We start from the raw sequence: 15,741 nt of genomic DNA, 5'->3' as shown, positions 1-15,741 counted from the left end.
TGTCTTCTCAATCCCGAAGTATTTTTTAACGCTTGACGTTTCGCCCGGGCCGCTTTCAGCGGCCCATGAGCATCTCCAGGATGGCTTTCTGTACATGCAGGCGGTTCTCCGCCTGGTCGAAAACGATGGAACGCGGCCCGTCCATGACGGCGGCGGAGATTTCCTCCCCGCGGTGGGCCGGCAGGCAGTGCATGACGAGGACCTCCGGCCCGGCCTGCTCCAGAAGTGCGTCATCGATGCAGTAGCCCTGGAACGCCCGGGCCCGGACGTCCTTCTCGCTCTCCTGCCCCATGCTGGCCCAGACGTCCGTGTAGACGATGTCGGCCTCCCGGACGGCCTCCCTCGGGCTGCGATAAAGGCTTATCGAGCGGGGCGCCTCACGGAGGGCCCGGTCGAGGATCTCCCGATTCGGCTCATACCCTTCCGGGCAGGCCAGGGTCAAGTGGAAGGGGAGCCGTGCGGCCGCATTCAGCCACGAGTTGGCAATGTTGTTCCCGTCTCCCACATAGGCGATCTTCAGGTCTTCATAGCGGCCCCGCTTTTCGATGACGGTGAACAGGTCGCTCAGGATCTGACAGGGATGCAGGAGATCCGTCAGGCCGTTGACGACCGGGATCGTCGCGTACCGGGCGAATTCCTCCACCATCTCCTGGCCGAAAGTCCGGATCATGACGCCGTTGACGTAGCGGGAGAGGATCCGGGCCGTATCGGCCACCGTCTCCCCCCGGCCGATCTGGATGTCCCTGCTGGAGAGAAAGATCGCCGTCCCGCCGAGCTGGATCATGGCCACCTCGAAGGAGAGCCTGGTGCGGGTCGAGGACTTCTCGAAGATCATCCCCAGCACCTTCCCGGCCAGGGACGGGCAAAGTCGGCCCTGCCGCAGTTCCGCCTTCATTTCCGCACTCCGGGCGAAGAGCCGGTCGAAATCGTCGATGGCCAGGTCAAATTCCGTCAGCAGGTCTTTCTTCATCGCTCCTCCAGAACGCCGCCCAGAATCTCCACCGCCCGGTCAATCTCCCCCTCGGTGATGACGAGGGGCGGAACGAACCGCACGACATGGGTCCCCGCCGTGGCGACGAGAAGGCCCTTCTCCGTGCACCGGGCCAGGATCCCGGCGACTTCCCGATCCATCTCCACGCCGAGTAGGAGTCCCTTTCCCCGGACGTCCCGGATCGAGGCGTGCTTCGCGCTGAGCGCCTGCAGTTTCTCCAGAAAATACCGTCCTGCCTTCGCTCCCTTCTCCAGGAGGCCCCCCTCCAGGAGGACATCCATGACCGCCAGGCCCGCCGCCATGGCCAGCAGGTTGCCGCCGAAGGTGGAGGCATGGTTTCCGGGAACGAAGGCCGCGGCGGCTTTGTCGGTGGCCAGCATCGCCCCGACGGGGAAACCGTTTCCCAGGGCCTTGGCCAGGGTCGCGATGTCCGGCTCGATTCCCTCCGCTTCATGGGCGAGAAACGTTCCCGTCCGGCCCGTTCCCGTCTGGACCTCGTCGAGGACCAGGAGGATTCCTTTCCGGTCGCAGATCTCCCGCACGCCCTTCAGGTATCCCGGATCGGGCACCCGGACGCCCCCTTCGGCCTGGACGGGCTCGACGAGGATAGCGCAGGTCTTCCCGTCGACGGCCGCCTCCAGTGCGGAAAGGTCGTTGTAGGGCACATAGCGGAAGCCCGCCGGCAGGGGCTCGAAGCCCGCCTGGAACTTCGCCTGTCCCGTCGCCGTGATCGTCGCCAGCGTCCGGCCGTGGAAGGAGCCTTCCATCGTGATGATCTCGTTCTTCCCGCCGAGGATCTCGTTCCCGTATTTCCGGGCCAGCTTGATGGCCGCCTCGTTCGCCTCGGCGCCGCTGTTGCAGAAAAAGACCTTGTCGGCGAAGGACGCCCGGACGAGACGCTCCGCCAGCAGGGCCTGGGCCTCGGTATAGTAGAGGTTCGAAATGTGCGTGAGGATTCCTGCCTGCTTCCGGACGGCCTCGACCACCCGAGGGTGGCTGTGGCCGAGACTGCAGACGGCGATCCCGGCGACGCAGTCCAGGTACTCTTTTCCCTCCAGGTCCCAGACCCGGCACCCTTCGCCCCGGCTCAGGACCAGGGGATACCGCTTGTAGGTCCCCATGACGGACCGATCGAACCGCTCCATCCATTCCTGGGAAGTCATCTTGGTTTGCTTTCCTTTCTTACTGGACGATTTCCGTGCCGATCCCCGAGTCCGTGAAGATCTCCAGGAGGATGGCGTGCTTCAGCCGCCCGTCGATGATATGGGCCTTGCCGGCGCCGCCCTTGAGGGCCTTCAGGCAGCACTTGACCTTGGGGTACATGCCCCCTTCCACCACGCCGGCGTCGATCATGTCGAGGGCCTGGCGGTTCGTCATCGTGTTGATGAGTTCCTTCCGCTCGTCGAGGACGCCGGATACGTCGGTCAGGAGGACCAGCTTCTCCGCCTTCAACGCCGCCGCCATTTCGCCGGCGACGACATCGGCGTTGATGTTGTATGTCTCCCCCGCATCTCCCGCCCCGGTGGGGGCGATGACCGGGATGAACCCGTCGCGGGTCAGGGACCGGACAAGCTCCACGTTGATCGACCTGACCTTCCCCACGAGGCCCAGGTCGATAATCTCCGAAGGCGTGTCCTTGGACTTCTCTTCGCTCAGGGTGTATTTCTCGGCTTGGATGAGGCTGCCGTCCTTGCCGCTCAGGCCCACCGCCCTGCCGCCATGGCGGTTGATGAGGCCCACGATCTCCTTGTTCACCGACCCCACCAGGACCATTTCGACGATGCTCATCGTCTCCGCGTCCGTGACGCGGTGGCCCCGGACGAACTTCGAGTCCTTCCCGAGCTTCTTCAGGAGCATTCCGATCTGGGGTCCTCCGCCATGGACCACGACGGGGTTGATGCCGATATACTTCATCAGGAGGACGTCCCGGGCGAAACCGTCCTTCAGCTCCTCGTCCAGCATGGCGTGGCCGCCGTACTTGATGACGACGGTCTTGTTGTAGAACCTCCGGATGTAGGGCAGGGCCTCCATGAGGATTTCCGCCCGCTCCATCGACTTTTCCAGCATGTTCATCGCTCTCGTCTCCCGCATGTACAGATCGGGGGACAGATTAAAATCCGTCCCCATACCGCCCTTTGTCCGGATCGGCCCGGGTTCGCGGGGGTGCGGCCCGTCAAAGGATATAGCGGCTCAGGTCCTCGTCCTCAATGATTTCTTCCAGTTTGTCCCGTACGTATTCGGCGGTGATGTCCACCGCTTTTTCTTCCATTTCCGGTGCGTCGAAGGAGATCTCGTCCAGGAGGGTTTCCATGATCGTATACAGGCGCCGCGCGCCGATGTTTTCGGTCCGCTCGTTCACCAGTGCCGCCGTCTCGGCAATCTCCGCGATGGCATCCTCGCTGAACCGGAGGGCCACCCCTTCCGTGGCGATCATCTCCACGTACTGCTTGATCAGGGCATTGTGGGGCTCCGTCAGGATCCGGATGAACTCCTCCTTACCCAGCGAATCCAGCTCCACCCGGATGGGAAACCGCCCCTGCATCTCCGGGATCAGGTCCGACGGCTTTGCGATGCTGAAGGCGCCGGCGGCGATGAACAGGATGTGGTCCGTCCGGATCATGCCGTAGCGGGTGTTCACGTTGGACCCCTCCACAACGGGCAGGAGGTCCCGCTGGACTCCCTCCCGGGAGACATCGGGTCCGTGGGGGGCGTCGCTTCCGACGATCTTGTCGATCTCGTCGAGGAAGACGATGCCCGACTGCTCGACCCGCTCCAGGGCCGTCCGGGTGACCTTTTCCATATCGACCAGCCGGGCCGCCTCCTCCTGGGAGAGGATTTCCAGGGCCTCCGGCACAGTCACCTTCTTCGTCGTCTTTTTCTGGGGGAAGATGCTCCCGAAGACGTCCTTCAGATTCATGCCCACGTCTTCCATGCCGGCGCTGGAAAAGATCTCGACCATCGGAGCGGCCCGCGTCTCCTGGACCTCCACTTCCACCAGCCGCTCGTTCAGGTGTCCTTCCCGGAGGAGCCGCCGGAATCGCTCCCGGGTCGCGCCGCTTCTCTGGGGCACCTCCGCGTCTCCAGGGGTGGTGTGGTCCGCCAGGATCTCCTCCGGCCGCTTCTCCACGGGCCGGAGCGGCAGGAGGATGTCCAGGAGGCGCTCTTCCGCCAGTTCGGCGGCCTTCGCCTGGACCTTTTCCTGCTCCTCGGTCCTTACCATGTTCACCGCCAGCTCCACGAGATCGCGGATCATGGACTCCACGTCCCGCCCCACGTAGCCCACCTCGGTGAATTTGGAGGCCTCCACCTTGAGGAACGGCGCATTGTCGATCTTGGCGAGGCGGCGGGCGATCTCCGTCTTCCCGACCCCGGTGGGACCGATCATGATGATGTTCTTCGGGGCGATCTCCTCCCGGAGCTCTTCCGGCACATTCTGGCGGCGCCAGCGGTTCCGGAGGGCGATGGCCACGGCGCGCTTGGCATCCTTCTGCCCGATGATGTAGCGGTCCAGCTTCTCCACGATCATCCGGGGCGTCAACGGTCTGTCCGACATAGGAAAACGGTTACTCCTTCCTGCGGCCCCGGGGGATGCGGTTCCCCTCTCCGGGCTCTTCCGTCATGTCCAGCTCTTCCACGATGATCCGGTCATTCGTGTAAATACAGATTTCCGAGGCGATGCGAACCGACTCCCGGGCGATCTCGGCGGCATCCAGATCGGCGGCATGGCGGACCATCGCCCGGGCGGCCGCCAGGGCGTAAGGACCTCCGGAGCCGATGGCCATCACCTCGTCGTCCGACTCGATGACGTCCCCGTTTCCCGAAATCATCAGGAACGCGTCGCGGCTTACGGCGATCATCAGGGCCTCCAGGTGCCGGAGCACCCGGTCCGTCCGCCAGTCCTTGGTCAGTTCCACGGCGGCCCGAAGTAGATTGCCTCCGAACTGCTCGAGCTTCTGGTCGAAGCGCTCGAAGAGGGTGAAGGCATCCGCCGTGGCCCCGGCAAAACCGACGACGACCTCGTCGTGATAGAGACGCCGGACCTTGCGGGCCCCGTGCTTCATAACGGTCATGTCCACGGTCACCTGACCGTCGCCGGCCACGACGACTTTTCCCCTGTGCCGGACGGCCACGATGGTGGTCCCGCGAATCTTCATGATTCCTCCTCTCCTTCCCGGGCCTTCGGATGGGCCCGGTCGTATACTTCCATGAGCCTGCCGATGCTGACGGCGGTGTATTTCTGCGTCGTCGACAGGCTCTTGTGTCCCAGCATTTCCTGGATGGACCGGAGATCCGCCCCGGCGTCCAGGAGGTGCGTCGCGAAACTGTGCCTGAGCGAGTGGGGGCTGATCTTCCGCCCGATCCCGCTCTTCCGTACGTAATCGTCCAACAGGCGGGCTACGGACCGCCCCGACAGCCGTTCTCCCGAACGATTGAGAAACAGGGGGTTCCCGGGTTCCGTATGCCCTTCCCGGACAAGGGCGCTCCGCTCCTCGATCCAGCGGGCCAGGGCCTCGCGGCAGGGCGGTCCCATCGGGATGAGGCGTTCTCGGGCGCCCTTGCCCCGGACCTTCACCAGGCTCCCGTCCAGGTCCACGTCCGTTACGTTCAGCCCCGCCAGTTCGCTCAGCCGGACACCGGACCCGTAAAACAGCTCCAGGATCGCCCGGTCGCGCCGGCCCTCGGGCCCCGCTCCGAACCGGTCCCCCAGGAGGACGAATACGTCGTCCACCGACAACACCTTCGGCACGTACGTTTCCGCCTTCGGGGCCTGAATGAGCTCCGCCGGATTGGACCGGATCCTTCCCTGTCGCAGGAGGAACGCATAAAACGTCTTCAGGGCCGCCAGTTTCCGGCCGATCGACGTCTTCCGGAGCTTTTTCCGGTACAGGTCCGCCAGATAGCTCCTGAGGGCCAGGGAATCGGCCTGCTCCAGGAGGTCCCCGCCGACCGTCCGGCCCGACGGTCCCTGCGCCAGGAATCCGCGGAACTGCCTCAGGTCCGCCAGGTATGCCCGAACCGTCTGGGGGGAGAGGTTCCGCTCCACCCGCAGGTGCCGCTCGAAGGCCGCGAGGGCTTCCTCCGTCATTCCATGCCCCGCAAAAAAACAGGGCCACGAAAAAACCGGCCGCCGGAGAGGCTCGGCCTTCGTGGCAGGAGGGATCCACCACCGGGACCCCGATCCGGCTTCCCGGGAAAGTCCCGGTCCGCCGGCCTTACATCTTGTATTTCCCGAAGTCGTCGGGATCCAGGTTTTCCAGGAAATCCTTGAGTTTGTCTTCCTTCTCCTTCTCCAGGTCGGTGATCTTCGCACCCACATCGATGCTCCGGGATTTCTCGATCACCCGTTCCTCCACGTAGATGGGGGCGCTTGCCCGAAGCGCCAGGGCCAGGGCGTCGCTGGGACGGGAATCGATGACCTGCGTCTTTCCCTCCCGCAGGAGATGAATGTTCGCGAAGAAGGTATTGTTCCGGAGATCATGGACCTCGACCTTCAGCACCTCGATTCCGAGGTTCGTCAGGATATCCCGGATCAGATCGTGCGTCATGGGCCGCGAGAAGTTGATCCCCTCCAGTTCCGTGGCAATGGCGCTCGCCTCGAACAGGCCGATCCAGATCGGCAGAACTCTCTTTTCTTCCCGGTCCTTCAGGATCACGATGGGCGTATTCGTCACTGGATCGATCGTCAGGCCCGCCACTTTCATTTCGATCATCATTGCTTGCCACCCCCGCCCGGTTCTCGTCCGCTTATGCCGCTTTCGGGTTCGCCGGCAGCGCCGGTGAGCGCAGACCGGGCAAAATCGCCTCGCCCCGGAGGGAATGGAGAAAGGCCTCCCGGATGGCCACCCGGACGGTCCGGCCGATCCAGGCCCCGTCGCCCGGGAAATTGACGATCCGGTTCGTCCGGGTCCTTCCCGTCAGGTCCGCGTCGCTGTTCCGGCTGGTTCCCTCCACCAGCACTTCCAGGGTGCGTCCCACGTCCCGCCGATGCTTCTCCAGGGTATGCCGGTCCTGGAGATCCTGCAGGATCCGGAGCCGGCGGCCCTTGACCCGCTCGTCCAGCTTGCCGTCCAGAAGAAGCGCCGCCGTTCCTTCACGCTCGGAATACTTGAAGGAGAAGAGGCTGTCAAAGCGAACTTCTTCCATCAGGGCCAGCGTGTCTTCGAAATCCTCCTCGGTCTCGCCCGGGAAACCCGCGATCATGTCCGAGGAGATGGCCACTTCCGGGCAGGCGTCCCGCAGGCGCGCCACCTTCCCGAGGTAATCGTCCCGGGTGTATCCCCTGTTCATCCGGGCAAGAATCCGGTCCGACCCGGACTGCACGGGGAGATGGATGTGCCCGCACAGCGGCCCGATCTCCCGGAAGGCCCGGATCAGCTTGTCCGACAGGTCCTTCGGATGGGACGTGGTAAACCGGATCCGCTCGATCCCCTCCACTCCCGATACGGCCTGGAGCAGGTCCGGGAAATCCGCCCCCTCCGCCAGGTTCCGCCCGTAGGAGTTGACATTCTGTCCCAGGAGGACCACCTCGCGGACGCCCCGGCCGGCAAGCAGGCGGATCTCCTCCAGGATCTCCCGGCAGGGCCTGCTTTCCTCCCGGCCCCGGAGGTACGGAACCACGCAGAAGGCGCAATAGTTGTCGCAGCCCTGCATGATGGTCACGAAGGCGCTGATCGTCCCGGCCGGCGGCAGGACGATCCGGTGCAGGGAGCAGACGGATTCGGTGAAGGCCGTCTCGACCACCCGGCCTCCCCCCTCCACGGTCCGGATGAATTCCGGCAGACGGTGGGCCTGGTGCGTCCCGAAGACGAGGTCCACGGCGGGGATCTTCCTTACCAGTTGCCCTCCCAGCTGCTGGGCAAGGCAGCCCGCCACTCCCAGAATCAGGTCCGGCCGGCACCGCTTCATTTCCTGGAGACGTCCCAGAAGGCTGTATACCTTCTGGGCGGCCTTTTCCCGGATGCTGCACGTGTTGATGAGAATCAGGCGGGCATCACGCTCGCCGGCCGCATCTTCCCATCCGGCCTCGCGCAGAAGGTCCGCCATCCGCCCGGCGTCATGGACATTCATCTGGCACCCGAAGGTCCGGATAAAGAAGGTTTTCCGCTGCGTTGCCGTTTCCATATCCAAATAACTGCCGCCGCAACGGGAAACATCGGCCCGTTCCGGCAGCCCTTGATCCGTGACGATACATGAAAAGCCGGGCGTGCTGTTTTTCCTGACGGCGTCGAAAAATTCCAGAGGCATGGTGCGCCCGGTTCGGCAGGCTCACCGGAACAGGAACCAACCCGTTCCGGTCAGCTCCGTCGGACCCGCCGCGTCCCCGCCGAGGGAAAGGACGAAACGCAGGAAGCATATGGAGTTTTTCCCCCGCCGTCAAACATTTTTTCAGAGGAAAATCACGGCAGGCGAGCACCGGAGTCGGGCCGCCGGCCCGCCTCCCGGCCGGACCTCTTCCTCCGCCGATACATCCGGCGGAACGCGCCTTTGTTCTTGACAGGAAAAACAAATCCCTTCACCAATAGGGCAACGCCAGCCAAAATCACGAATCCGACGGGTCGAGTCCTGCCAGACCGCCCCGCCCCCGAAGGAGAAGACCCATGGCATATCCGCTCCGGCGATCACCCTTCCTCATCCGCTGCACCGTTCCCTCCGCCACCCTGCTGATTGCGGCACCCCTGATGGTTCTCTGGATTTTCCTGGCCGGGATTTCCACCGCCTGGGCGGCTCCCCGGGACGTCATCTATGTCTTCGACGAGGACTATCCGCCTTATACCTACCTCGAAAAGGGCCAGCCGACGGGATTCGACATCGACATCCTGAGGGCCGCCCTCCAGGGACGGGACGCAAAGCTGGTCCTCCTGCCCATGCAGTGGGATGAGGCGCAGAAGAGACTAGCCTCCGGAGAAGTACACCTGACCTCGGGGATGAAGAAGACGGAGGAGCGCAAGGGGCGATATGTCTTTCCGAACCTGCCCCTGACGGAGTTCAAGGTCAGTCTCTTCACGACGACAGGAAAGCCCTACCGGATTCCCGCCGACCTCAAGGATCGCACAGCCGCCACGCAGAAGGGCTCCCTCTACGTCGGCCTGGCGGAACAGAAGGGAATCCGGACCGTTCTTTTCGATACGGAGGCCAATGCCCTTATGGCCCTCTCGAAGGGAGTGGCGGAGGCCTTCGTCGGCTCGGAAAAAACGGCCTATTTCAACATGAAGAAACACGGCCTCAAGAACCTGCACCCCCTGAGCACACCGCTGATGGTCTCCTCCCTCTATTTCGCCGTCCGGAAGACCGACACGGAACTCCTCTCCTGGCTCAACGAAGGCCTCTTCCGGATCCGTACGGACGGCACCTACGAAAAGATCTACCGCCGCTGGTTCGTGGAGGAGCTCACCGCCGCCGAGATCCAGGCTCTCAAGGACAGCGCCCGGCAGGCCTCCCGCTTCGCCTACGCGCCCTACTCGAACTTCCCCGTGGGGGCGGCGGTTCTGATGGCCTCGGGAAATATCTTCACCGGCTGCAACATCGAAAACGGCATTTTCCCCTATACGGAGACGGCCCTGTCGGTGGCGGTCCACAATGCCGTGGCCGCCGGAGAGACCCGGTTCCGGGCGGCGGTCAACCTCCAGCCGGGCGACAAAATGGCCGCCCCGACGGCAGAGGAACGGCAGCTGCTCTATGAGTTCGGCGGGGAAACCCTGGTCCTGGTGGAGGACGGGAGCGGCGGATACCGGACGGTGACGGTATCGGAACTTCTGCCTTACGTCTTCCCGCTGCAGTAGGAGATGTCCCGGATTCTTTGACACCGGCGGCATTCTTGTCTACACGGCGGACCTTTCGGGAGGGGATGCACAGGACGATGTTCACCAACAAGCTCAGCATTGCGGCCACGGGTCTGGTTTTCCTCATCGTCGCGGGCACGATCGGCTACAATCTCACCGAGGGCTGGGCTCCCCTGGACTCTTTCTATGCGACAATCGTTACGATCTCCACGGTAGGCTATGGCGATTTCATGCCCCGGACCCTGCAGGGGCGTCTGTTCACCATCATCCTGATTCTGTTCGGTGTGGGAACCATGTTCTACACGGTGGGCCTCCTGGCCCAGAACATGGTGGAAGGAAGGCTGCGGGTCGTTCTCGGGAGGGGAAGGCTGGAAAAAATGATCGAAAAAATGAGCAATCACTACATCATCTGCGGCTGCGGCCGGATCGGGCATCTCATCGGCAAGGAACTGCAGACGGAAAAAGTCCCCTTTGTGGTGATCGACAGCAACACGGAGGTCATCGAGCGGATTGCCGAAGAGGGCTTCGTCTACTGCAAGGGAGACGCCACCCACGACAAGTGCCTTGTCGAGGCGGGGGTAAAACGGGCCAAGGGGATCGTCTGCGTCCTTCCCTCGGACGCCGAGAATCTTTACGTAATCCTGACCGCCAAGGAGCTCAACCCGGACATCTGGATCCTCTCCCGCTCCGAGGACGAGGTCTCGGAGCACCGGCTTCTCCGGGCCGGGGCCAACCGGGTCATGTCCCCCTACACATTCGGGGGAATGAGGATGTCCATGGCCATTCTCCGGCCCGCGATGCTCGACTTCATCGAGATCACCACCAGCCGGGCCAGCCTGGAGCTGCGCATGGAGGAGATGACCGTCTGCGACGGCTCCCCCATCATCGGCAAAACGCTGGAGGAATCGGAGATCCGCCTGCAGTACGGCCTCATCATCGTGGCGGTGAAGAAGGAATCCGGACGGATGATCTTCAATCCCCTGGCGACCTACCGGATCGAACGGGGAGACAAGCTCATCGCCATGGGGGAGGACGAAAACGTGGCGCGCCTTTCCCAGGTCTGCCTGACCTGACCGGACCGCCCTCCGCCGCCCGGCCGAAAGCGCCCCGCTCCGGTTTTCGACTCTCCAGGCCACGACATCCTGCGGAAAGAAAAGAGGGGCAGAGCCGCCCTCGGCTCTTCAGAAAATCCCCGCCTCGCATCCGCCGGCCAGGACCCCTCCCAGCTCCCGACACTGTTCCAGGACCTCCTCCTTCAGGACACCCCTGGAGATCACCGGCTCGAAGACCCGCTTGAACTTGTACCCCAGGGCGATTCGCTCGACCGCCGCCAGGGCCCCCGTCCCGTCGTTTCCGGCGCTGATGAAAACCGCGTAAGGCTTTCGGAACACCTTGTCCTGCGCCGGATAGAAGGTCCGGTCGAAGAAGTCCTTCACGGCCCCGGCCATGTAGCCGAAATTCTCCGGCGTCCCGACGGCCAGGCCGTCGGCGGACAGAAGGTCGTCCAGGGTCGCCTCGCCGGCCCGCTTCAGGACCGCGACGGCGCCTTCGATCCGGCTTACGCCCTCCGCCACGGCACGGGCCATCCGCTCCGTGCTGCCCGTCTGGGAGGCATAGACGATGAGGATTCTGATCATGGGAGATTCCTTACCAGATCTTGATTTTTTCCAGGAGGGGCTTCTTTTCCTTGAAGGAGTCGGCCATGTCGGAGATGATGTCGTCCAGGAGCTTTCCGGCAGAATCGGCCTCGGACTCCCGGTCGATCACGTTCAGGAGTTTCTTCTCACCCAGGTTCTTGGCCTTGGACCGTTTCATGATCTCGCCGGACCAGAGGACCTCGCCCGTCTCGACCTTGAGGAGCTTGGCGGTGAGGTGGACTTCCGAGTAGAGGACGAAGTTCCCCTTCCGTTCCTCCTGGTAGGTGTGAAGCGTTCCCGTCAGGATGGTGTCGGCGCCCAGCTGTCGCAGCTTTTCCCGGGTCGTTTCGTCGATCATCGCCCCGCCGGCCTGCTGGAACTTAGCCTCTTCCATGATTTTCCTCGTGTCCGTCCGGTCCACGATCCGGAACTTGGAGTCCACGAGGGCGGCGGTGAACTTGTCGACCAGGACTTCCCGCGCCAGGTTCGTTCCCGATCCGCGGTCGAAGTTCAGGATGGCGATGCGCTGAATGCGGGCCGCGTCAAATTCCCGTGAGGCGTTGATCTTGTGGATCACCGGCGGGGCGCAGCCAGCCGCCAGAAAGAGAATCAGACCCGACAGGACAAGCAATGACTTCCTTCCCATATTGCGCCACCTCCCCCGATCGTTGAATGGTCTTCTATCTATCCGCAGAGGCACGGCTTGTCAATCGCCGCGTTGCAGGACGTCCCGCTGGAGCGCAGGGGGATGGATCTGCAATTTGCCCATCCTCATGAGAAGCAGGTCCGAATTCTTTCTGGTCCGGCCGGATAGGCCGGGCGGGAATCGGCCACACACCGGACGGCGGTTGATTTTCCGGGTCGGTTGTGGCAAGGTCAACGGGAACCCCGCGCCGCATCAAAGAATCCGGAGGAAACGCCTGGCCCATGGAGGGAAACCGGCAGTACCCGACCCGCCTCTCGGAAGGTCTCATCGTCCTGGGACACGACTATTTCCACCATTACCTTATGGAAGGCAGAGAGCGGACAGCCCTGGTGGAGGCCGGTGTCTCGGCCACGGCGGATCTCGTCCTCGGCCAGCTCGAGTCTCTCGGAGTCCGTCCCGATTATCTTGTCGTCAGCCACCCCCATGTGGACCACATCAACGGCCTCCCCGCCCTGCGCACAGCCTTTCCGGACGCCACCGTCATCGCCGGGGAGGGCGCACCGGAGTTCCTCGCCCATCCCGGGACGAAGACCTCCCTGGTGGCGGACGACCGTTTCATCACTCAATTTCTCGCCGGCAAGGGCCTGAGGACAAAGCGTCCTCCGATCGAGGAGCCGCCGTCGCTCGATGGATGCCGGATCGTTCGCGATGGGGAGCGGATCGACCTGGGCGGACGGACACTGGTATTCCTGGCCGCCCCGGGGCACTCGCCGGGCAACCTGGCCGTTCACGTCCCGGAAACCGGTGTCCTCCTGGCCTCCGACAGCCTGGGTTATCACCTTCCGAGGCAGGGTTTCTTTCCCATCTTCTTCACCGGCTATGACGACTACATGGCCACCATCGACCGGTTCGAGACCCTGAAGCCCCGCTTCATCGGCCTTCCCCATCACGGCTGCTTTTCGGGAGAGGAGGAAACACCCCGGGCTTTCGCGGAGGCCCGCCGTGCGGCCCGGGAAACCCGGGCGCGAATCCTCGGCGATGCCCGGCCCGACGAGGACATCCTCCGGGACCTCTATCACCGGAGTTACCGGGACGAACTGACCATCTACTCGCAGGAAAACATCATCGGCTGCTGCCGGCTGCTGCTCCGCCGGAGCCGACAATCCGCCAAAGGAGAAACCTCATGAAAGTCGTCGCACTCAACGGAAGCGCCCGCAAGGACGGAAACACCGCCATCCTCCTCAACCTGGTCCTGGACGAACTGAAGGCGGAGGGCATCGGAACGGAGCTGATTCAGATGGCCGGCCGGGCCCCCCAGGGATGCCTCGCCTGCTACAAGTGCTTCAAGAACAAGGACCGGCGCTGCTCCGTCGACAAGGACATGGTCAACGAGGTGATCGGGAAGATGCTCGATGCCGATGGTATCCTGCTCGGTTCGCCCACCTATTTCTCCGACGTGTCGGCGGGCATGCGGGCCTTCATCGAGCGCTGCGGATTCGTCGGCCGGGCCAACGACTACATGTTCAAGCGCAAGGTCGCCGCCTCCGTGGTGGCCGTCCGCCGGGCCGGTGCCGTCCCCGCTTTCAATTCCATGAACCTGTTTCTCCATTACATGCAGACGGTCATGCCCGGCTCGAGCTACTGGAGCCTCGGGATCGGCCGGGATCCCGGCGAAGTCCTGAACGACAAGGAAGGGGTTCAAACCATGAAAGACCTGGGGCAGAACATGGCCTGGCTCTTGAAAAAGCTCCACGGCTGAGGAGGAGCGGCCTCATGAGAACCCTTCGACGGGCCTGGACCCGGCTGGCGGTGATCCTGTCCCTTGCACTCTTTCTGTTGCCGGTCGTCGCTTTTGCCCAGAACAGACCCGCCCCATCGGTCCCTTATTTCGACATTCCGGCTCAGGCGACCCTCTTCGGCGAGACCGTTCCCCTGGAGCGGCGGGATCTGCGGGAGATCCTGGACGAATCGCTCGTCATTACCGCCTATAATTACGAGCGGGTCATCCTGTTGATGAAGCGGGCCGCCCGCTATTTCCCGTACCTGGAGAAAAAGCTCCACGAGCGCGGGCTCCCGGACGATTTGAAGTACGTCGCCGTTGCGGAGAGCTCGCTCCGCACCTATGCGTACTCCTCGGCGCGAGCCGTGGGCCCCTGGCAGTTCATCGAAGCCACGGCAAAGCGAAATGGCCTCCGGGTCAACGCCTGGTTCGACGACCGGCTCAGTTTTGAGCGATCCACCGAGGCCGCCCTGAGTTACTTTGAGGTCCTTTACAAGAAATTCGGCTCCTGGACCCTCGCCGCCGCCGCGTACAACTCCGGGGAGCAGCGGATCACCAACGCCATCGCCACCCAGGGCCAGAAGGACTATTTCAACCTGAACCTGCCCATCGAAACGGAGCAGTACATCTTCCGCATCCTCGCCGCCAAAATCATCCTTTCGAATCCGCAGTTCTTCGGCTACCGGATCCCCGCCAGCCTCCTCTATCCGCCTCTTGTCTTCGACCGGGTGGAGTTCGATGCCCCCCGGGAGATCCCCGTGACCCTGCTGGCCAAGGCCTGTGACACCACCTACAAGGACATCCGGGAGATGAACCCGGAGATACGGGGAGACGCTCTCCCCGCGGGCCGACATAGCCTGTACGTCCCGCGCGGCAAGGCGGAGCGCTTCAAGGCCGCATTGCCGGAACTCCTGGCCAGCGAGCCGTCCAAGAGCGGCAAGGCCAGGCATCCCCGGAAGAAGAGAAGGCGCTGAAAGAGGTCCATCGGAAGGACGTCCCGATCCAGGGCGGATGACCGTCAGGCCGCCCGGAAAGCCCCGTTTCCCCGGACATCCAGCGCTCCGAACAGGGAGGTGCTTCATGTCGTACAAGAAATCCATTTATCTCAGCGCGTCGGAGGACCGGCTGGAAAAGCTGATCGAAGACCGGATGCAGCCGGGAGCGGACAAGGAAAAAATCGACAGCCGCATCTGGGATCTGTTCGGGGAACACTGGTGCGTCATGTTCACCGATCTCTCGGGATTCTCCCGCAACGTCGCCCGATTCGGGATCATCCATTTCCTGCAGACGATCTTTGAATCCCAGCGCATCCTGATCCCGATCATCGAGGACCACGACGGCATCCTGCTGAAGGTGGAGGGGGACAGTTTCCTGGTGATCTTCCGGAACGTCCGGAAGGCGTTGGATTGCTCGATCGCGATGCAGCACACACTCATGACGTACAACGAAAACCGGCCCGAGGAGGAGCGGATTCTCCTCTGCGTCGGACTGGGCTACGGCCGGATCCTCAGGATCGGGGACACCGACGTCTTCGGCGCGGAAGTCAACGCCGCCAGCAAGCTCGGGGAGGACACCGCGAAGGCCTGGGAGATCCTGATGACGCAGGCGGTTTATGAAAGTGCGAAAGACATCCAGGGCCTCGGGTTCGAGGAAATCGACGAGGTTCCGCCGGGATCCAGCAGGGCCTATCGGGTGAAGTACCTCTGAGAATGCCGTTTCGACCTGACCGGCCGGCAAAGGACGAATCGCCCCGCCGTGCGCAGTCATGCACCAAGACAGCGTCACCGTCTTCCAGAGCATATTCTTCCAAGGGCATTTCATCGCTTCCCTTGCTGTCAGGTTTGGCCAACTCCTGGAGACGAACGGACTTTCAAGCGGCTCAGAAAAAAAGATTGACAATGTCTAAA

Annotated in this window: 16 protein-coding genes; 6 read left to right on the top strand and 10 right to left on the bottom strand. The window is 63.1% G+C overall.

The window, feature by feature from the left end; genetic code table 11:
- Positions 1-55: 55 nt before the first annotated feature.
- The 8 genes from argF to miaB all read right to left on the bottom strand — a co-directional run bounded on the left by argF (position 56) and on the right by miaB (position 8,113).
- Positions 56-970, bottom strand: coding sequence for an ornithine carbamoyltransferase (gene argF, locus HPY65_06035; GenBank protein ID NPU84030.1), 915 nt, complete (start codon positions 968-970; stop codon positions 56-58).
- On the bottom strand, positions 967-2,154 hold the full coding sequence (locus tag HPY65_06030; GenBank protein NPU84029.1) for an acetylornithine transaminase: 1,188 nt from the start codon (positions 2,152-2,154) through the stop codon (positions 967-969). The genes argF and HPY65_06030 overlap by 4 nt, the downstream gene beginning before the upstream one ends.
- A gap of 19 nt (positions 2,155-2,173) precedes the next feature.
- On the bottom strand, positions 2,174-3,064 hold the full coding sequence (argB, locus tag HPY65_06025; protein NPU84028.1) for an acetylglutamate kinase: 891 nt from the start codon (positions 3,062-3,064) through the stop codon (positions 2,174-2,176).
- 100 nt (positions 3,065-3,164) lie between these two features.
- Positions 3,165-4,544 carry an ATP-dependent protease ATPase subunit HslU gene (gene hslU, locus HPY65_06020; protein NPU84027.1) on the bottom strand — a complete coding sequence of 460 codons (1,380 nt, stop codon included), beginning with the start codon at positions 4,542-4,544 and terminating at the stop codon, positions 3,165-3,167.
- A gap of 10 nt (positions 4,545-4,554) precedes the next feature.
- Complete coding sequence (gene hslV / locus HPY65_06015; protein NPU84026.1) at positions 4,555-5,145, bottom strand: ATP-dependent protease subunit HslV; 591 nt, start codon at positions 5,143-5,145, stop codon at positions 4,555-4,557.
- Positions 5,142-6,077, bottom strand: a complete 936-nt coding sequence (locus HPY65_06010; protein ID NPU84025.1) for a tyrosine recombinase XerC — start codon at positions 6,075-6,077, stop codon at positions 5,142-5,144. Before HPY65_06010 ends, hslV begins: the two co-directional genes overlap by 4 nt.
- Before the next feature lie 127 nt (positions 6,078-6,204).
- On the bottom strand, positions 6,205-6,702 hold the full coding sequence (locus HPY65_06005; protein ID NPU84024.1) for a bifunctional nuclease family protein: 498 nt from the start codon (positions 6,700-6,702) through the stop codon (positions 6,205-6,207).
- A gap of 34 nt (positions 6,703-6,736) precedes the next feature.
- Positions 6,737-8,113 carry a tRNA (N6-isopentenyl adenosine(37)-C2)-methylthiotransferase MiaB gene (miaB, locus tag HPY65_06000; protein ID NPU84023.1) on the bottom strand — a complete coding sequence of 459 codons (1,377 nt, stop codon included), beginning with the start codon at positions 8,111-8,113 and terminating at the stop codon, positions 6,737-6,739.
- Positions 8,114-8,589: 476 nt separating this feature from the next.
- On the opposite strand from miaB, the gene HPY65_05995 reads away from it, so the two are divergent.
- Positions 8,590-9,771, top strand: coding sequence for a cytidine deaminase (locus HPY65_05995; protein NPU84022.1), 1,182 nt, complete (start codon positions 8,590-8,592; stop codon positions 9,769-9,771).
- A 65-nt stretch (positions 9,772-9,836) separates the two neighbouring features.
- Positions 9,837-10,844: a potassium channel protein gene (locus HPY65_05990; GenBank protein NPU84021.1), complete on the top strand. Its 1,008-nt coding sequence runs from the start codon at positions 9,837-9,839 to the stop codon at positions 10,842-10,844.
- Between the two features lie 108 nt (positions 10,845-10,952).
- Here the strand turns inward: HPY65_05990 and HPY65_05985 are convergent, their stop codons facing one another.
- Together HPY65_05985 and HPY65_05980 are read right to left on the bottom strand one after the other, a co-directional pair.
- Complete coding sequence (locus HPY65_05985) at positions 10,953-11,408, bottom strand: flavodoxin (protein ID NPU84020.1); 456 nt, start codon at positions 11,406-11,408, stop codon at positions 10,953-10,955.
- 10 nt (positions 11,409-11,418) lie between these two features.
- Positions 11,419-12,054 (bottom strand): hypothetical protein, encoded by a 636-nt coding sequence (locus HPY65_05980; protein ID NPU84019.1) that lies wholly within the window; start codon positions 12,052-12,054, stop codon positions 11,419-11,421.
- 281 nt (positions 12,055-12,335) lie between these two features.
- Here HPY65_05980 and HPY65_05975 point away from each other — a divergent pair, with 281 nt between their 5' ends.
- The 4 genes from HPY65_05975 (at position 12,336) to HPY65_05960 (ending at position 15,541) form a co-directional block, all read left to right on the top strand.
- Complete coding sequence (locus HPY65_05975) at positions 12,336-13,241, top strand: MBL fold metallo-hydrolase (protein ID NPU84018.1); 906 nt, start codon at positions 12,336-12,338, stop codon at positions 13,239-13,241.
- Entirely contained in the window at positions 13,238-13,813 is a 576-nt protein-coding gene (locus HPY65_05970) for a flavodoxin family protein (GenBank protein NPU84017.1), read from the top strand. The genes HPY65_05975 and HPY65_05970 overlap by 4 nt, the downstream gene beginning before the upstream one ends.
- A gap of 14 nt (positions 13,814-13,827) precedes the next feature.
- Entirely contained in the window at positions 13,828-14,808 is a 981-nt protein-coding gene (locus HPY65_05965) for a lytic transglycosylase domain-containing protein (GenBank protein ID NPU84016.1), read from the top strand.
- Between the two features lie 106 nt (positions 14,809-14,914).
- Positions 14,915-15,541, top strand: a complete 627-nt coding sequence (locus HPY65_05960; protein ID NPU84015.1) for an adenylate/guanylate cyclase domain-containing protein — start codon at positions 14,915-14,917, stop codon at positions 15,539-15,541.
- Positions 15,542-15,741: the final 200 nt, after the last annotated feature.

This window comes from Syntrophaceae bacterium, assembly GCA_013177825.1.
GTDB lineage: Bacteria > Desulfobacterota > Syntrophia > Syntrophales > PHBD01 > PHBD01.
Note: the sequence above shows the minus strand (reverse complement) of the source record. Positions and strands in the feature narration are given on the sequence as shown.